We start from the raw sequence: 15,221 nt of genomic DNA, 5'->3' as shown, positions 1-15,221 counted from the left end.
TTATTCCACCGCCGCCGGCACGGCACGACGTCCCACCGGAGGCCGTGACATCTGCCGACTGCGCACCCTGGGAGATGCGCCGAGGAAGCTCCGAGCGAAATCATCGCTGCGCACAGTAATTAGTGCTCGAATCGGCTCGGGGAGTAGAGCTATGACGGGAACGCCAACCACAGCCCCTCGAAACGTCGCGCGCCCCTCCGTCGCCGATCGTCCACCACGCAACGGCGTCATCATCGCGGTCAGCGTGGCGGCCGGGGTCCTACTGGCGGTGCTCTGGTCTTACGAGTTCGTCGACTCGGTCATCGGTGACAGCGTCGCCAGCGGGATCCTCGGTCACGATGCGAAGGCGACGGCGATCTCCGGTACCGCCGCCGGCCTGGTGTTCGCATTCGTGTCCGGCCTCGCCGGCACGTTCACCGCGTGCAACATCGCGATGCTCGCGTCCATCGGGCCGCTCGGCGCGGCAAGCTCCGCCAACGGTGACCGGCTCCGGCTGCTGCTGCGGCCGGTCGGCTACCTCACCCTGGGCATGGTCGCCGTCGCCGCGGTGTACGGGTTCGTCGGGGTCCTGCTGGGTGACCGGCTCCCCCAGCTGTCCACCGACACCGCCGGTGGGGTGCCGGTACGCATCATCCAGTCGTCGGTGGTGTTCGGCGTCATCGGGCTGGCCCTCATCTATCTCGGGCTGGCCGCGATCCGGGCGGTGCCGGACGTGTTCGCCGACCGGCCGGTCGCACGGGTGATCACCCTCGGCGCGCTCATCGGCGGCTTCCTCATCGGCCGGCCGTACCCGTTGTTCAACAAGCTGTTCCACTGGGCGGTCGACAGCGGCAACCCACTGTACGGTTCGGCCGCGTTCGTGCTGCAGTCCCTCGGCAACATCGTCGTGGTCACCGCGCTGTTCGCGTTGCTGATCATGCTCACCCGCGGCCGGTTCATCAGCTGGCTCGCCGCCGACGTACGACGCAGCATGGTGATCAGCGGCGCGCTGCTCATCGCCCTGGGCGTCTTCACGGTCGTGTACTGGGACGTCCGGGTGCCCTCGATCTTCGGCTTCGGCTGGTTCCCCACCATGTTCTATAACCACTGACGCGGTCCTGCCGCTGCCGCTGCCGCTGCCGCTGCCGAAGAATGGCACATTCGAAGATGTTTCGGCGCGCTGGATGCTCGATGCTGTTCGTGTGACTGGCGGGGCGGATCAGGACCGGTGGAGTGTGGCCAACACGGCACTGCGAACGGCCACCGACCGGTTCACCGATTTGGTGGCCGCCGCGCCCTCACCCGACGTCATGGCGACTGCCGACTGGACAGTGGCCGACACCCTCGCGCACGTGGTGTCGATCGCGATGCTGTACGTGTCGAGGCTGGACGGCACCGAGGTCCCCATCCGGGTGCCGGGGCTGGAGGACATGCTGGCCAGCACGAATGTGGACACGGTGGCCGACGTCAACACCCAGGTGCTCGCCCACTTCACCGAGCGCGACCCGGAGGTGCTGCTGACGCAGCTGAACAACTTGGTCGGCCGCCTCCTGACGACGTCGGCCGATCCGCGCTCGACGGTGAGTTGGCTGGGCAACGCGAGGGTGACGGTCGGCGGACTGTTCGCCCACCTGACCAACGAGCTGCTCGTGCACGGCTGGGACATCGCGCGGGCGCTCCGCCGGCCGTGGCCGATGCCGGACGAGCACGCCGCGCTCTACTGGGACCTGTTCATGTTCGACATGCTGCGCGACACGTACGGGGTGCTGCTCAACACCGAGCTGCCGATGCCCCGGCACCACGTGTCGGTGCAGTTCCGCTCGCGGTACGCGCCGACGACGACGCTGACCCTGGGCGACCGCCGGGTGTGGATCGCGCCACCCGACGCCCCGTTCGACGCGAGCGTGACGTTCCGCCCCGCCCGGTTCAACCTGATGATGTTCGGCCGGATCAGCATCGCGCAGGCGGTGCTGCGGCGCGACGTCGTCATCGGCGGGCCGAGGCCGTGGCGGCTGCCCGCGTTCCTCCGGGTCGTGCACATGCCCAACGCCCGGCTCGCGCCCCCACCAGCATCCGGGCCCCAACGGCGGTGACCGGCGGGCGGCGGTGTCCTCAGATCAGCTCGACGATGGTGGCGTTGGCCATCCCGCCGCCCTCGCACATGGTCTGCAGGCCGTAGCGGATGCCGTTGTCCCGCATGTGCTGAAGCATGGTGGTCATGATCCGGGCACCGGAGCCGCCGAGCGGGTGGCCGAGGGCGATCGCCCCGCCGCGCGGGTTGAGCCGCTCCGGGTCCGCCTCGGTCTCCGCCAACCAGGCCAGCGGCACCGGGGCGAACGCCTCGTTCACCTCGTACACCCCGATCTCCTCGATGCCCAGCCCCGCGCGGCGCAGCGCCTTCGCGGTGGCCGGGATGGGCGCGGTGAGCATGGCGACCGGGTCGTCGGCGGCGACCACGGCGGTGTGGATCCGGGCCAGCGGGCGCAGGCCGTGTCGGCTGGCCCAGTCGGAGGTGGTCACCGCGAGGGCCGCGGCGCCGTCGGAGATCTGGGACGCGGAACCGGCGGTCACCACGCCGTCGGCGCGGAACGGGGTGGCCAGCTCACCCAGCTTCTCCAGGGAGGTCTCCCGACGGATGCCCTCGTCGGCGGCAAACTTGCCACCGTCGGCGAGCGGCACCGGGGTCAGCTCCGGGTCGAACGCGCCGGCGTCCTGCGCGGCGGCTGCCTTCTCGTGGCTGGCCAGCGCGAACTCGTCCAGTTGGGTACGCGAGAGGCGCCACCGTTGGGCGATCAGCTCGGCCCCGACCCCCTGGTTGAACGGCAGCGGCGCGTCGTCGGCGAAGCCCTCGACGCCCCGGTAACGGGCGCGTAGCTGGTCACTGAACGGCATGCCGCCGGCCACGCTCGAGCCCATCGGCACCCTGGTCATCGACTCGACGCCGCCGGCGACCACCAGGTCGGCCTGACCGGAGAGCACCGTCGCGGCGGCGAAGTGCAGGGCCTGCTGACTGGAGCCGCACTGCCGGTCCAGCGTGGTGCCGGGCACCGTCTCGGGCCAGCCGGCGGCGAGCACGCCGTTGCGGGCGATGTTCCACGACTGCTCGCCGACCTGGGACACGCAGCCCCAGAAGACGTCGTCGACCTGGGCCGGGTCGAGCCCGGTGCGCTCGGCGAGGGCGCGCAGCACGTGCGCCGAGAGGTCGACCGGGTGGACGCCGGCGAGGCTGCCCTTGCGCCGCCCGACCGGGGTACGTACCGCGCCGACGATGACCGCGTCACTCATGTTTACTCCCCGGTAACTTGGGCTGCCCCGATCCTACGTCGTCCATCGACCGGTCGTCGGGCCACACCCGCACGAGGTGCCGGAATCCGACGGCCGCTGGCATGCTGGGCGGGTGAATGAGACCTCCCCTGCACAGCAGTGGCGGGTGCCGTCGAGCCTGCCGTCGGCGAAGCTGGCCGGCGCTGTCCTGCTCGTCGCGCTCGGGCTGCTCTTCGCCGACGGCGACACTGTCCGCCTGGCATTGGCCGTCCTGGCCGCCGCCGCGCTGGCCGGCTGGGCGGTACGTGACCTGGTCGCGCCGGTCCGGTTGGCGGTGGACCCGGCCGGGCTCACCGTCATCCACGGCTTCGCCGGCCGGCGGCTGCTGCCCTGGTCTGCGGTCGAGGCGATCGCCGTCGACCGGCGGCCCCGACTCGGGCTGACCAGCGAGACCCTGGAGATCGACGCGGGCAACTCGCTGCATCTGTTCGGCCGGTACGACCTCGGGGCCACCCCGGAAGAGGTGGCCGCCGCACTGCACGCCGCCCGCCCTGTCAGGTGAGCAGTGCGGCGGTCCGGAAGAGCACCAGCGCGAGCAGGATCAGCAGGATCAGCGCCCCACCGGTGACCTGCACCAGCGTGCGCCGACCACGCGGCGCGTACGCGAGCACCAACGCCATCAACGCGCCGACCACCAGCCCGCCCAGGTGCCCGGGGATCGAGATGCCCGGCACGGCGAGTGTGAACACCAGGTTGATCACCAGGATCGGGATGATCCGTGAGATGTCCCGGCCCAGCTTGCGCTCGATGATGATCAGCGCGGCGAAGAGACCGAACACGGCGGTCGACGCGCCGACGGTGGCCGCCCTCGGGCTGCTGAACAGGTAGGCGGCCACGTTGCCGCCGAGGCCCGCGATCAGGTAGAGCGCGGCGAACCGCACCCGCCCGAGGTTGGCCTCCAGCGACCGGCCGAGCACCCACAGCGCCCACATGTTGAGCAGCAGGTGGAGCACGCCGTAGTGCAGGAACATCGCCGTGACCAGCCGGTACCACTGGCCCTCGGCGATCCCGCCGAGCGTGTAGTCGGAGAGGTAGGCCCGGCCGAGCACCGCACCCCACTCGGTCAGCGGCGTGCTGCCACCCATCAGGCCGCCGAAGCCGGAGCCGCCGACCGCCGCGTCCCCGCCCCGGGCGGAGGCGATGGAGAGCAGCAGGAGCAGCACGTTCACGGCGATCAGGGCCTTGGTGACATAGCCGTGCCGGCCGGCCGTACCGCCGCCGAAGGCGGTACGCGCCGGCCGGACACTGCGACGCCCCTCGTTGACGCACTCCGGGCACTGGTGCCCGACCGAGGCATCCCGCATGCAGTCCGGGCAGATCGGCCGGTCACAGCGGGAGCACCGGACGTAGGTCTCCCGGCCGGGGTGCCGGTAGCAGACGGGGGTGGTCGGCGGAGACTCGCTCACCGGGCCGACCCTCCGTCCAACACCACACGGTCCACCGGCACCGGCCGTGCTCCGGAGCGCTCAATCATGCGAGCAAAGGTACCTCGCCAGTCGCTCAGGAAGCAGACCGCTCAATCTCGACCCGCTCGATGACGACGTCCTGGAGCGGACGGTCGCTCGGACCGGTCGGGGTGTTCGCGATCGAATCCACGATCTTCACCGACTCCTCGTCGGCGACCTGTCCGAAGATGGTGTGCCGGTTGTTGAGGTGCGGCGTCGGGGACACGGTGATGAAGAACTGCGAACCGTTGGTGCCCGGTCCGGCGTTCGCCATCGCCAGCAGGTACGGACGGTCGAATCGCAGCTCCGGGTGGAACTCGTCGGCGAACTTGTAGCCCGGTCCGCCCCGGCCGGTGCCGGTCGGGTCGCCCATCTGGACCATGAAACCGCTGATCACCCGGTGCGAGATGGTCCCGTCGTAGTACGGACCACTGCCCGGCTGACCGGTGCGCGGGTCGGTGTACTCACGGTTGCCCTCGGCCAGGTCGACGAAGTTGCGGACGGTCTTCGGCGCGTGGTTGGGGAAGAGCTCCAGCCGGATCGGGCCAGCGTTGGTGTGCAGGGTGGCGTAGACAGCCTCGGCCACGGGTACTCCTCACTCGTTGGTCAGTTCCATGCGGATCCTCCCATGTGCCCGATCTGGCATCGCGGAGGCATCCGAAGGTGGAGGATGACGAAGGAACAACTCCCAGGAGGTAGGACCGTGTTTGGATTCGGGCGGCGCAAGTCCCAGGGGCAGCTGGCAAGGGCCGAGCTGAACCAGAGCATCAGCCACCTGATGCTGGCAGCCAACCACGCCGCGAAGGGCGCCGGCGCGACCGTCGGCCCGCGGGTCCAGATGGCCCGGGGTTACGTCGAACCGACCGCCGCGAAGGTACGGGACCGCGCGTCGACCGGCTGGGGGACGACTCTCACCACGCTGGCACCGCTGGCGGCGGCTGCTCGTGACGGCGCCGCACAGGCAGGGCCGCTGACCAGGAAGGCCAAGTCGAAGACCATGCGGATCACCGGTAAGAAGAAGCAGCCGCGTCGTCGCGGCTCGATGATGACCGGCCTGTTGGCGGCGGGTGCCATCGCCGGCCTGGCCGGCGCGGTCGCGCTGCGTCGCCGCCGGGAGCAGCAGGAGTGGGCCGAGTACGACCCGACCCGCAGCACCCTGGAGCCGATGCGCGACGAGGTCGACTCGATCGAGGTGCGTACGCCGTCCGCAGCACGGGGGTCCGACGGGTCCGCGATTTCCGGCGCGGCGGGGATGACCGGCGCGGGCAGCTCGGCGGTGGCCGGCGGCTCCAGCGCCAGCACCACCGCCCCGGCCAAGCAGACCGGTGTCCGCCCGACCGACAAGGTCCCGTCGGTCGCCGAGGGCGCCACCGACGTCTCCGGTCGGCCGACCGACGACCTCACCAAGGCGCTGGGCAAGGACACGGCCCGCACCAACGGCCGCCGCTGAGGTCAACAGCAGCGCATCGGGCGCCGGCGAGTGGGTCCACCCACTCGTCGGCGCTTCCGCCTGAGCGGCGCTTCCGCGTGAGCGGCGCTACCGCAAGAGCGGCGCTACCGCAAGATCAGAGCCAGCCGTTGCGGCGGAACCAGCGGTAGAGGGCCAGCGAGACACCGAGCATCAGGGCCAACACCACCGGATAGCCGTACGTCATCTTCAGCTCGGGCATATTGTCGAAGTTCATCCCATAGATGCCGGCGATGGCGGTCCAGACCGCGGCGATACCGGCCCAGGCAGCGATCTTGCGCATGTCGTTGTTCTGGTCGACGGTGACCTGGGCCAGCCGCGCCTGAAGGATGGAGTTCAGCAGGTCGTCGTAGGAGTTCACCTGCTCCACGGTGCGGCTCAGGTGGTCCTGCACGTCCCGGAAGTATTTGCGGATCTCCTTGGGAACGTCCCGGTTGACCTGGGAGGTCAGCGTCATCAGCGGCCGTTGCAACGGCACCACCGCCCGCTTGAACTCGACCAGTTCCCGCTTCATCTGGTAGATCCGCTGAACCCGCCCGTGGCCGTGGCGGTCGAAGACCTCGGCCTCCAGCATGTCCAGGTCGTCCTCGATCTGGTCGGCCACCTCCAGATAGAGGTCGACCACCCGGTCGGTCACCCCGTACGCCACAGCCCACGGGCCGTGCAGCAGCAACTCCTGCTTGGTCTCCAGGTCGGCGCGGATCGGGGCGAGCCGGCAGGCGTCGCCGTGCCGGACGCTGATCACGAAGTTCGGGCCGATGAAGAGCATCACCTGCCCGGTCTCCACCACCTCGGAGTTCTCGGTCAGCTCGGTGTGCTCGCAGTAGCGGGCGGTGCGCAGCACCAGGAAGACGACGTCGCCGAACCGCTCCAGCTTGGGACGCTGCTCGGCCTTGACCGCGTCCTCGACCGCCAGCTCGTGCAGGCCGTAGGTCTCCGCGATGGCGGTCATCTCGGCCAGCTCCGGCTGGTGCAGACCGATCCAGACGAAGCCGTGCTCCTCACGGCGGGCCGCCGCCAGTGCATCCGCGTAGTCCCAGTCGCCGGGCTGCCGCTTGCCGTCGACGTAGAGCGCGCAGTCGACCACGGCGCTGCGGCCGGTGCCACTGCCCGTCGGGGCCGGAACGGGCGGCGAGCCGTCGGCGTTGAGAATCCGGGTCATCGCCCGGACCGGGGAGGGCCACGCCCGAGGTCGCAGCACCCGACCGGTGGTCGACGGTGCCGTCCGGTCCCGCTCTGTCCGATCCGTCATCGCGTCACCTCCCGCGCTCAGCTGCGGCTTGCAGGCTACGCCGATCGCGGTCGAGGACCGGTGTGACGGCGGTCGCGTGGGGGCGGCGCCGGGCGGGCCGGGCCGCATCGGGGGGTGTGCGGGGGACGACACGGCCCACCCGGCACCTGTGGGGGCGGGAGGTTGTGCTGCCGCGTCAACCCGGCGGGGCCGGCCCGGAGGCCGGGCGCAGCTGGCGGGGTGACGCTCGCAGCATTGTGGGCCAGCCGGCCGCCCGAGGGGAGCCCCGGGACGGCCGGCATCGTCGTTCTGTCAGGAACCCGACACTTAAGTCAGCTGCGGACGGCCTCGACTGCCGCCGCGAGCCGCCGGACACCCTCGTCGATCTTGTCGGCGGTCACCGCCGAGAAGGCCAGTCGGAGAGCGTGCCGCCCGCCGTCCAACACGAAGTCACTGCCCTTGACCACGGCGACCCCGCGCTCGGCCGCCGCCGGGGCGAGCCGGTCGACCAGCACGTCCTCCGGGAACTCCACCCAGAGGAAGTAGCCGCCGTCGGGCTCCACGAACCGCGCCTGCGGCAGGTGCCGGCGCAACGACTCGGCGAGCACCTGGGCCCGCTCGCCCAGCGCTGCCCGGACCGTCTCGATCGAGCGGTCGATGTCACCGGAGACGCAGAACTGGTGCACGATCGCCTGGGACACCATCCCGGGGGAGATGTAAAGGCTTGTCGCGTTCTTCGCGATGGAGGCGATCAGGTCGGCCGGGCCGACCAGGTAACCGACCCGCACACCCGGGCAGACCGTCTTGGTGAAGCTCGACGCGTGCACCACCACGTTGCGGGTGTCCAGCGAGAGCATCGACGGCAGCGCCTCGCCACGGAAGCGGATGTCCGCGTACGGGTCGTCCTCGAAGATCGTGAACTCGTACTCGGCGGCCAGGTCGAGCAACTCCCGGCGCTTCTCCAGGGACAGCGTCATACCGGCCGGGTTCTGGTAGTTCGGGATGACGTGCGCGAGCCGGGGGCGGACACCGGACTCCAGCAGCTTGCGCAGCTCGGCAGTGTCCAGGCCATCCGGCTGGACGGCGATGCTGTGCAGCTCACTCCCCATCCGCTGGAGGTTGAGCAGCGTCCGGTCGTACGTCGGGCGCTCCACCACCACCGCGTCGCCGGGGCGGACCAGGTGGTCGAAGAGGAACGCGTCGGCCTGAAGCGACCCATTGGTGACCAGCACCTGGTCGGCCTCGACCCCGTGCTTCTCGGCGATCCACTTTCGCAGCGGAAGGTACCCGACGGAGGTGCCGTACGCCGTCACCCCTGCGGGATCGGCGTCGAAGGCGCGGACGGCGGCGGCCTTGAGCCCCTCGACATCGACGATGTCCAGCGAGGGAGCCCCACGGGCAAAGGAGATCAACTGCTCGGCGGTCATGGATGTTGAGCGTACGGGCGGCGGCGGGGGACGCGCGGTCGGCACGGCGATGTCCGCATCCTGAGCCACCGGGTCGGGTGACCCCACTCCACCGGTCGGCGGCAGATCAGACCGGAAGTGCGAGCGCGTCGCGCTGCGCGGCCCGGGAAAGTCCCTCCAACTGCACGCCGAGCGCGTCGAGGAGCTGACTCCAGTCGAAGTAGGAGCGCCAGGCGGTGATCCGACCCTTGCGGGCCCGGACCACGTCGGCCACCTCCCAGCTCACCAGCCGGCCGGTGGGCGCTACGGTGCCGTACGGCGAATGCAGGGTGCCGGTGTGGGTGCCGGTCAGCCGCAGCTCGACCGCGGCGCCACCGCCGGTGCGGACCACGCCCATCGGGTCGACCCGCAGATCTCCGAAGGCGCCGGTCCAGGTGCGCAGCAGCGCGGGCAGCTCGATCGGACGGACCGTCACGCCCGGCATGGCGTAGAACGCCTCCGGGGCGTAGAGATCCGGCAGCCGGGCCACGTCCCGACGCAGGAGCATGGCGTACTGCTGCTCGACCAGCCGCTCCGCGTCGCGCATCGGGACCTCCCCCGCGGGCCACGGCATCTCCGCGCCCGCAGGGGATGTCTACCCATCGATCCGGCCCCGCACACCACAGTCGGTCAGGTCGTGGCGACCGCCTGGCTCTCCGACCAGACCCGCATGATGTCCCGGACGGAGATCACGCCGGCCACCTCCCGGCCGTCCAGCACCACCAGGTGCCGGAATCCGCCCCGGGCCATCGCGGCGGCGGCCTCGGTCACCGTCCACTCCGGCCCCGCGTAGACCACGTCCCAGGTCAGGTGGGCGCCGGTGCGTTCCACGTCGCAGTCCAGGCCGGCGCCGATGGCCTTTAACACGTCACGTTCGGTCATGATCCCCACGCCCTCGGAATCCGGGTCGATCACGACCGCCGACCCGACACCGCGGGCCGACATCATCCGGGCCGCCTGGCGGAGCGTGTGCTCCGGACCGACGACGAGGACCTGGCTGGACATCGCATCCCGTACCTGCATCACACATCACCCCTTTGGGACGGTGGCATTCGGTACGGACATGGTGGTCGGTGGATGTTTCCGGGACAAGAGCGGCATCGCACAAGCTGCGGACGCTGGCTACTGTCGGATGGTGTCCACCGAGCCCCTGCGCTGCGCCGGCGCGCTGATCGTCGACCATGACGGCCGCATCTTCTTTCAGCGCCGCTCACCACACCGACGCCTGTTTCCCAACTGTTGGGACATCGTCGGTGGCCACCTGGAGCCGGGCGAGGACATCGACGAGGCACTGCGCCGGGAGATCACCGAGGAGACCGGCTGGGTCCTCTCCCACGTCCTGGGTCAGGTGGGCGAGTACAGCTACGTCGGCGACGACGGCCTGGCCCGGACCGAGTACGACTTCCTGGTCCGCGTCGACGGTGACCTCGACCGCCCGATGCTGGAGGCCGGCAAGCACACCGAGTACCGCTGGCTGGCCGAGCACGAGATGACAGTGCTCGACGAGCACCGCGACGTCAACGACGGGCTGATCCGGCGGATCGCGGAGGAGGGCTTCGCCGTCCTGCGGTCGATCGGTCTGTGAACACCGTCGAACTGGCGCCCCACCGGATCGCCGGGCTGCTCGCGCCGGCCGTGGACCGGACCTTCCGTGCCGGCATCCTGGCCGGCCGGGACGGTGGTGGCGCCGAGTTGTCCCAGCGCTACGGCGGAATCACCGCCACCGGCTTCCTGGTCGACCTGCGCACCCGGCTGGCCGCACCCGGTGGCACAGTCGACGGGCCCGGGTTCGCGGCGATCACCCGCTACCAGGACCCGGTCGCCTGCCGGCGGACAGTGGACAAGCAGGTGGCCCACGGAATGATCTACCGCGGCCCGGACGGCGCCCTGTCCGCCACCGAGCGGGGCGCCGCCTTCCTCACCGAGCTGTACCAGGTGCACGCCGAGGTCACCGAGGAGTTGTGGGCCGGCCACGACGACCGGATGGCCCGGCTGGTGGCCATGCTCGGCCGACTGCTGTCGTACGCCCTGGTGCTGGCCGACGAGGAGGCGAACCCGGCCGCCTCGGCCTTCGCCGCGCTGGCGCCCCCGTACGAGCCGGACGGCACCCCGTCGGGTGTGCTGCTGCTCAACCGGCTCAGCACGCTGCGACACCACCGGGCCGACGCGCACGCCGCCGCGTGGACCGCCGCCGGGCACACCGCGTCGAGCATCGCCGCCCTGCCGGCCGGTCCCGAGCGGCTCGCCATCGAACTGGAGACCGACCGGCGGGCCGGCGGCCCGTACGCCGTGCTCAGCTCGGAGGAGCGCCTGGCCATGCTCGCCGACCTGGCGGCATTGCCCGGCTGACCCGGTTGGCCGGAGCGGCGCACCCGGCCGGCGCTATCCTCCACCGGTGACGGGAGCAGGACTAGGGAGGATGTCGCGATGATCGGAATGGTGCTCGCGGCCGGAGCGGGACGACGGCTGCGCCCGTACACCGACACCCTGCCCAAGGCTTTGGTGCCGGTGGACGGCGAGACGACGATCCTGGACATCGCGCTGGGCAACCTCGCCGAGGTAGGGCTCACCGACATCGTGATCGTCGTCGGCTACGCGGCGGACGCGGTCCGCGAGCGGCAGGCCGAGCTGGAGAAGCGGTACGGGGTCACGCTCACCCTGGTGCACAACGACAAGGCCGAGGAGTGGAACAACGCCTACTCGCTCTGGCTCGCCCGGGAGTACTTCGCGCGCGGCGTGCTGCTGGTCAACGGGGACACCGTGCACCCGGTGAGCGTGGAGAAGACCCTGCTCGCCGAGCGTGGCCCGGGCATCCTGCTGGCCGTGGACACCCTCAAGCCGCTGGCCGAGGAGGAGATGAAGACCACCTTCGACGCCGCCGGCCAGCTCACCCGGATCACCAAGATCATGGACCCGGGCGAGGCGTACGGGGAGTACATCGGCGCGACGCTGATCGAGCCGCAGGTCGCCGACGCCCTCGCCGACGCGCTGGAGGCGACCTGGCGACGGGACCCGAACCTCTACTACGAGGACGGCTACCAGGAGTTCTCCGACCGGGGCGGGGAGGTGCGGGCGGCGCCGATCGGTGACGTCCCGTGGGTCGAGGTCGACAACCACGCCGACCTGGCCCGCGCGCGGGAGATCGCGTGCCGCTACTAGCTCGGAGCGTCCTCACCCCGCTGCACATCGACGTGCGACGCGGGGCGGTCGCCGACCTGGGCGCGATCCTGGCCGACGGGCGGATCTCCTCCGGGGGCGACGTCGCGGTGGTGGTCGGCCCGGGTCAGGGTGCCCAGATCGCGGAGCTGATCCGACCGTCGCTGCGCTCGGCGGACGTGTTCACCGTCTCCGGCGGGACGCTGGACGCCGCCGACGACCTGGGCGGCAAACTTCGCGCCCGGTCCTACGACGCGGTGGTCGGCATCGGTGGCGGCAAGACCATCGACGTGGCCAAGTACGCGGCGACCCGCCGAGGGCTGCCGATGGTGTCGGTGGCGACCAGCCTCGCCAACGACGGGATCGCCTCCCCGGTGGCCAGCCTGATCACCGACGGGATCAAGGGCTCCTACGGCGTACACATCCCGATCGGGGTGATCGTCGACCTGGACTTCGTGGAGAGCGGCCCGGACCGGCACAACCGGGCGGGCATCGGCGACGTGATCAGCAACATCAGCGCGCTGGCCGACTGGGAGCTGTCCCGACAGGTACGCGGTGAGCCGGTCGACGGGCTGGCCGCGTCGCTCTCGCGGGCGGGCGCCGAAGCGGTGCTCAACCACCCGGGCGACATGAGCGACGACGCCTTCGTGATCGTCCTCGCCGAGGCGTTGATCTCCAGCGGCCTGGCGATGGCTGTCGACGGCACCAGCCGTCCGTGCAGCGGCGGCTGCCACGAGATCATGCACGCTGTCGACTCGCTCTTCCCGGGGACCGCCTCGCACGGCGAGCTGGCCGGGCTGGGTGCGCTGTTCTGCACCTGGCTGCGCGGAGATCTCCGCCGCTTCCGGGAGATGTCGGCCTGCCTCACCCGGCACGGCCTGCCCCGGCTCCCCTCCGAGGTGGCGCTCACCGACGACCAGTTCATCGAGGCGGTCCAGTTCGCGCCGCGTACCCGGCCGGACCGGTACACCATCCTCGAACACCTGGCACTGTCGCCTACCGAGACCCGGGAACGGCTGGCAGACTACGCCGGTGCAATCCGCGACCAGCTTGGCTGACCCCCGTCCCACCGTCGCCGACTTCCACCGGGTGAACCGGGGCGGCGGCCTGTTCAGCGAGGCGATCAGCCAGTGGCTGGGGGCCGTCTTCGCGCTCGTCGCCCAGCGGCTCGGGCTGCGACCGACAGCGTTGACAATCACCAACCTGGTGCTCGGGCTGGCCACCTCGGTCACCGTGGTGGCGCTCGCCGGCCCGGTCGCCGCCGGGGACGTACCGGCCTGGGTGGTCGGTCTGCTCGCCCTCATCGGCTGGCAGGTGGCGTACTCCCTGGACTGCGCGGACGGGCAGCTGGCCCGGGTGACCGGCCAGGGCAGCGCGGCCGGCGCGCGTGTCGACGTGCTCTGCGACGTGGCCGCGCAGATCGCCCTGGTGGCAGCACTGGCCGCCACCGCCGTGGCGCAGGAGCCGTCCACGCCGACCTGGCTCGTGGCGACCTTCGCGGGCACCTGGATGGTCAACCTGGTGACGTCGGTGATGCAGGCTGGCCCGAACGCGGCCAGCATGGTCACCTCGACCTCGTTGCCGGTGCGCCTGGTGAAGCTGGTCCGCGACTACGGCGCTGTGGTCTTCGTGGCCGCCGTGGTGCTCGCCGTGGCCCCGGCGCTGGTCCTCTGGGTGATGGTCGCCTTCACGATCGTCAACGGCGGCTTCCTGCTGGCGAGCATCGCCTTCTCCGCCCGCGCCTCCCTGCGCTGACCAACCAGTCCCCACTCCGCGATCTTGCAATTGCTGTCGCGACACATGGGGCATCCCACCGATATCGACGACCGAAACTGCAAGATCGGCGGGGTGGGGCTTGGCGGCGCGGGCCGCCTGGGTGGTGTTCAGACGTGGTTGGGGGTTCGGGCCAGGCCCGCGTAGATGTCGATGAGCTGCTTGGTGACCACGTCGGGGTGGAAGGTGCGCTCGTAGCGGGCGCGGGCGGCCAGGGCCAGCCCGGACGCTCCGGCGCGGGCGACCGGCAGGGCGGCCGCGAGCGCGGCCGGCTCCGGGGCGACCACCCAACCGGCCTCGCCCAGACCGATCCCCGCCGGCATGGCTGACCCGCCGCCGCCCCCGGCGACCGCGGAGGCGATCTCGGCGGGCCCGGTGCCGGCGGGCTCGTGCGGGGCGTCGGCCCCCACCAGGTACGGAATGCCGCCCAGCGCCGTACCGAGCACCGGTCGGCCGTTCGCCAACGCCTCGATGATCACGGTGGGCAGCACGTCGTGCCACATCGCGGCGGCGATAACCACAGCGCTCGCCTCGACTGCGGCCTGCACGCCGGCCCGGTCGAGCTGACCGAGGTAGACCACGTCGGGTCGCTCGGCGGCGGCTGCCTCCACGAGGTGGCGCAGCTCGCCGTCGCCGGCCACCCGCAGCGTGCCCAACGAACCCACCGGGTGCCGGCGCCAGGCGTCCAGCAGCAGGTCGACGCCCTTCTCCGGAGAGAGCCGCGCCATGTAGAGGAACCCGTCACCCAGCGGTGCCGGCCGACCCGGGTCGGGTACGGAGTTCGGCTTCACCACGATGCGTTCGTCCGGAATGCCGTAGTCGCGGAGGTGATCGGCGATCGCCGAGGTGAGCGCGATGTACCGGTCGACCGAGCGCCAGGTGCCCCGGTGCACGGCCAGGGTGGTCGCCATCAGCGCGCTCTGCACCGCCGAGTCCCGGTAGCAGCGGTGCTTGATCGCTGGCACACCCAACGCCCGACCCTTGCAGTCCTGACAGATCACGCCGTCGCGGAAGTAGATCCCCGACGAGCAGACCTGCCGGTAGTTGTGCACCGTCTGCACCACCGGCACGCCGTGCCGGTGCGCGGTCCGCACCACCCAGGGCGAGATCAGAGGGTACGGGTTGTGCAGGTGCAGAACGTCCGGTCGGTGCTCGGTGAGCAGCCGGCTGAGGTCGTGTTGGGCGCGCGGCGCCCAGATCGGCGAGATCGGCAGCAGCGCCTTCGCCGCCTTCGACATCGACGGGATCTCGTCCGAACTGCGAATGAAGGGCAGCACCTCGACGCCAGCGGCGGTGAGCTGCGCGATCTCCGAGTCGACGATCGTGTTCTCACCGGAAGGCTGGGCTTCCCGGTACCGGTTGTGTGCCACCACGATTCTCACGGGAAAGAAGGCTACCGT

The 15,221-nt window shown here is 71.0% G+C and carries 17 protein-coding genes; 9 read left to right on the top strand and 8 right to left on the bottom strand.

From position 1 onward, the window contains the following. Positions 1-151 precede the first annotated feature (151 nt). Together PSH03_RS01040 and PSH03_RS01035 are read left to right on the top strand one after the other, a co-directional pair. Entirely contained in the window at positions 152-1,090 is a 939-nt protein-coding gene (locus tag PSH03_RS01040) for a hypothetical protein (RefSeq protein ID WP_238687966.1), read from the top strand. Between the two features lie 91 nt (positions 1,091-1,181). Continuing rightward, positions 1,182-2,072, top strand: coding sequence for a maleylpyruvate isomerase family mycothiol-dependent enzyme (locus PSH03_RS01035; RefSeq protein WP_210782672.1), 891 nt, complete (start codon positions 1,182-1,184; stop codon positions 2,070-2,072). Between the two features lie 19 nt (positions 2,073-2,091). On the opposite strand, the gene PSH03_RS01030 is transcribed toward PSH03_RS01035, so the two are convergent. Next, entirely contained in the window at positions 2,092-3,264 is a 1,173-nt protein-coding gene (locus PSH03_RS01030) for a thiolase family protein (RefSeq protein ID WP_210782674.1), read from the bottom strand. Between the two features lie 112 nt (positions 3,265-3,376). Between PSH03_RS01030 and PSH03_RS01025 the strand changes: the two genes are divergently transcribed. Continuing rightward, positions 3,377-3,805: a PH domain-containing protein gene (locus PSH03_RS01025; RefSeq protein ID WP_210782676.1), complete on the top strand. Its 429-nt coding sequence runs from the start codon at positions 3,377-3,379 to the stop codon at positions 3,803-3,805. On the opposite strand, the gene PSH03_RS01020 is transcribed toward PSH03_RS01025, so the two are convergent. Together PSH03_RS01020 and PSH03_RS01015 are read right to left on the bottom strand one after the other, a co-directional pair. Beyond that, positions 3,798-4,709 carry a rhomboid family intramembrane serine protease gene (locus PSH03_RS01020; protein ID WP_210782678.1) on the bottom strand — a complete coding sequence of 304 codons (912 nt, stop codon included), beginning with the start codon at positions 4,707-4,709 and terminating at the stop codon, positions 3,798-3,800. The genes PSH03_RS01025 and PSH03_RS01020 overlap by 8 nt on opposite strands. 94 nt (positions 4,710-4,803) lie before the next feature. Next, positions 4,804-5,334 carry a peptidylprolyl isomerase gene (locus tag PSH03_RS01015; RefSeq protein WP_091396894.1) on the bottom strand — a complete coding sequence of 177 codons (531 nt, stop codon included), beginning with the start codon at positions 5,332-5,334 and terminating at the stop codon, positions 4,804-4,806. 84 nt (positions 5,335-5,418) lie between these two features. On the opposite strand from PSH03_RS01015, the gene PSH03_RS01010 reads away from it, so the two are divergent. Then, positions 5,419-6,198 (top strand): hypothetical protein, encoded by a 780-nt coding sequence (locus PSH03_RS01010; RefSeq protein WP_210782680.1) that lies wholly within the window; start codon positions 5,419-5,421, stop codon positions 6,196-6,198. Positions 6,199-6,313: 115 nt separating this feature from the next. On the opposite strand, the gene corA is transcribed toward PSH03_RS01010, so the two are convergent. The 4 genes from corA to PSH03_RS00990 all read right to left on the bottom strand — a co-directional run bounded on the left by corA (position 6,314) and on the right by PSH03_RS00990 (position 9,915). After that, on the bottom strand, positions 6,314-7,468 hold the full coding sequence (corA, locus tag PSH03_RS01005) for a magnesium/cobalt transporter CorA (protein WP_210782682.1): 1,155 nt from the start codon (positions 7,466-7,468) through the stop codon (positions 6,314-6,316). 311 nt (positions 7,469-7,779) lie between these two features. Beyond that, positions 7,780-8,874: an aminotransferase-like domain-containing protein gene (locus tag PSH03_RS01000; protein ID WP_238687965.1), complete on the bottom strand. Its 1,095-nt coding sequence runs from the start codon at positions 8,872-8,874 to the stop codon at positions 7,780-7,782. A gap of 106 nt (positions 8,875-8,980) precedes the next feature. Continuing rightward, complete coding sequence (locus tag PSH03_RS00995) at positions 8,981-9,439, bottom strand: ester cyclase (protein WP_210782686.1); 459 nt, start codon at positions 9,437-9,439, stop codon at positions 8,981-8,983. 83 nt (positions 9,440-9,522) lie between these two features. Next, positions 9,523-9,915, bottom strand: a complete 393-nt coding sequence (locus tag PSH03_RS00990; protein ID WP_210782688.1) for a CBS domain-containing protein — start codon at positions 9,913-9,915, stop codon at positions 9,523-9,525. 109 nt (positions 9,916-10,024) lie between these two features. Between PSH03_RS00990 and PSH03_RS00985 the strand changes: the two genes are divergently transcribed. The 5 genes from PSH03_RS00985 to PSH03_RS00965 all read left to right on the top strand — a co-directional run bounded on the left by PSH03_RS00985 (position 10,025) and on the right by PSH03_RS00965 (position 13,803). After that, complete coding sequence (locus PSH03_RS00985) at positions 10,025-10,477, top strand: NUDIX domain-containing protein (protein ID WP_210782690.1); 453 nt, start codon at positions 10,025-10,027, stop codon at positions 10,475-10,477. Then, positions 10,474-11,241, top strand: coding sequence for a hypothetical protein (locus PSH03_RS00980; RefSeq protein WP_238687964.1), 768 nt, complete (start codon positions 10,474-10,476; stop codon positions 11,239-11,241). Before PSH03_RS00985 ends, PSH03_RS00980 begins: the two co-directional genes overlap by 4 nt. A gap of 78 nt (positions 11,242-11,319) precedes the next feature. Next, complete coding sequence (locus PSH03_RS00975; protein ID WP_238687963.1) at positions 11,320-12,051, top strand: phosphocholine cytidylyltransferase family protein; 732 nt, start codon at positions 11,320-11,322, stop codon at positions 12,049-12,051. Further along, the gene (locus PSH03_RS00970; protein WP_210782697.1) at positions 12,039-13,106 is read left to right on the top strand and encodes an iron-containing alcohol dehydrogenase family protein; all 1,068 of its coding nucleotides are present in this window, start codon (positions 12,039-12,041) and stop codon (positions 13,104-13,106) included. Before PSH03_RS00975 ends, PSH03_RS00970 begins: the two co-directional genes overlap by 13 nt. Beyond that, entirely contained in the window at positions 13,081-13,803 is a 723-nt protein-coding gene (locus PSH03_RS00965) for a CDP-alcohol phosphatidyltransferase family protein (protein WP_238687962.1), read from the top strand. The genes PSH03_RS00970 and PSH03_RS00965 overlap by 26 nt, the downstream gene beginning before the upstream one ends. A gap of 128 nt (positions 13,804-13,931) precedes the next feature. On the opposite strand, the gene PSH03_RS00960 is transcribed toward PSH03_RS00965, so the two are convergent. Then, positions 13,932-15,203, bottom strand: coding sequence for a glycosyltransferase (locus PSH03_RS00960; RefSeq protein ID WP_238687961.1), 1,272 nt, complete (start codon positions 15,201-15,203; stop codon positions 13,932-13,934). Positions 15,204-15,221: the final 18 nt, after the last annotated feature.

This window comes from Micromonospora salmantinae (assembly GCF_022230905.1).
Taxonomy (GTDB): Bacteria; Actinomycetota; Actinomycetes; order Mycobacteriales; family Micromonosporaceae; genus Micromonospora; species Micromonospora salmantinae.
The sequence above is the reverse complement of the archived record's forward strand: the minus strand, read 5'-3'. Positions and strand labels throughout refer to the sequence as shown.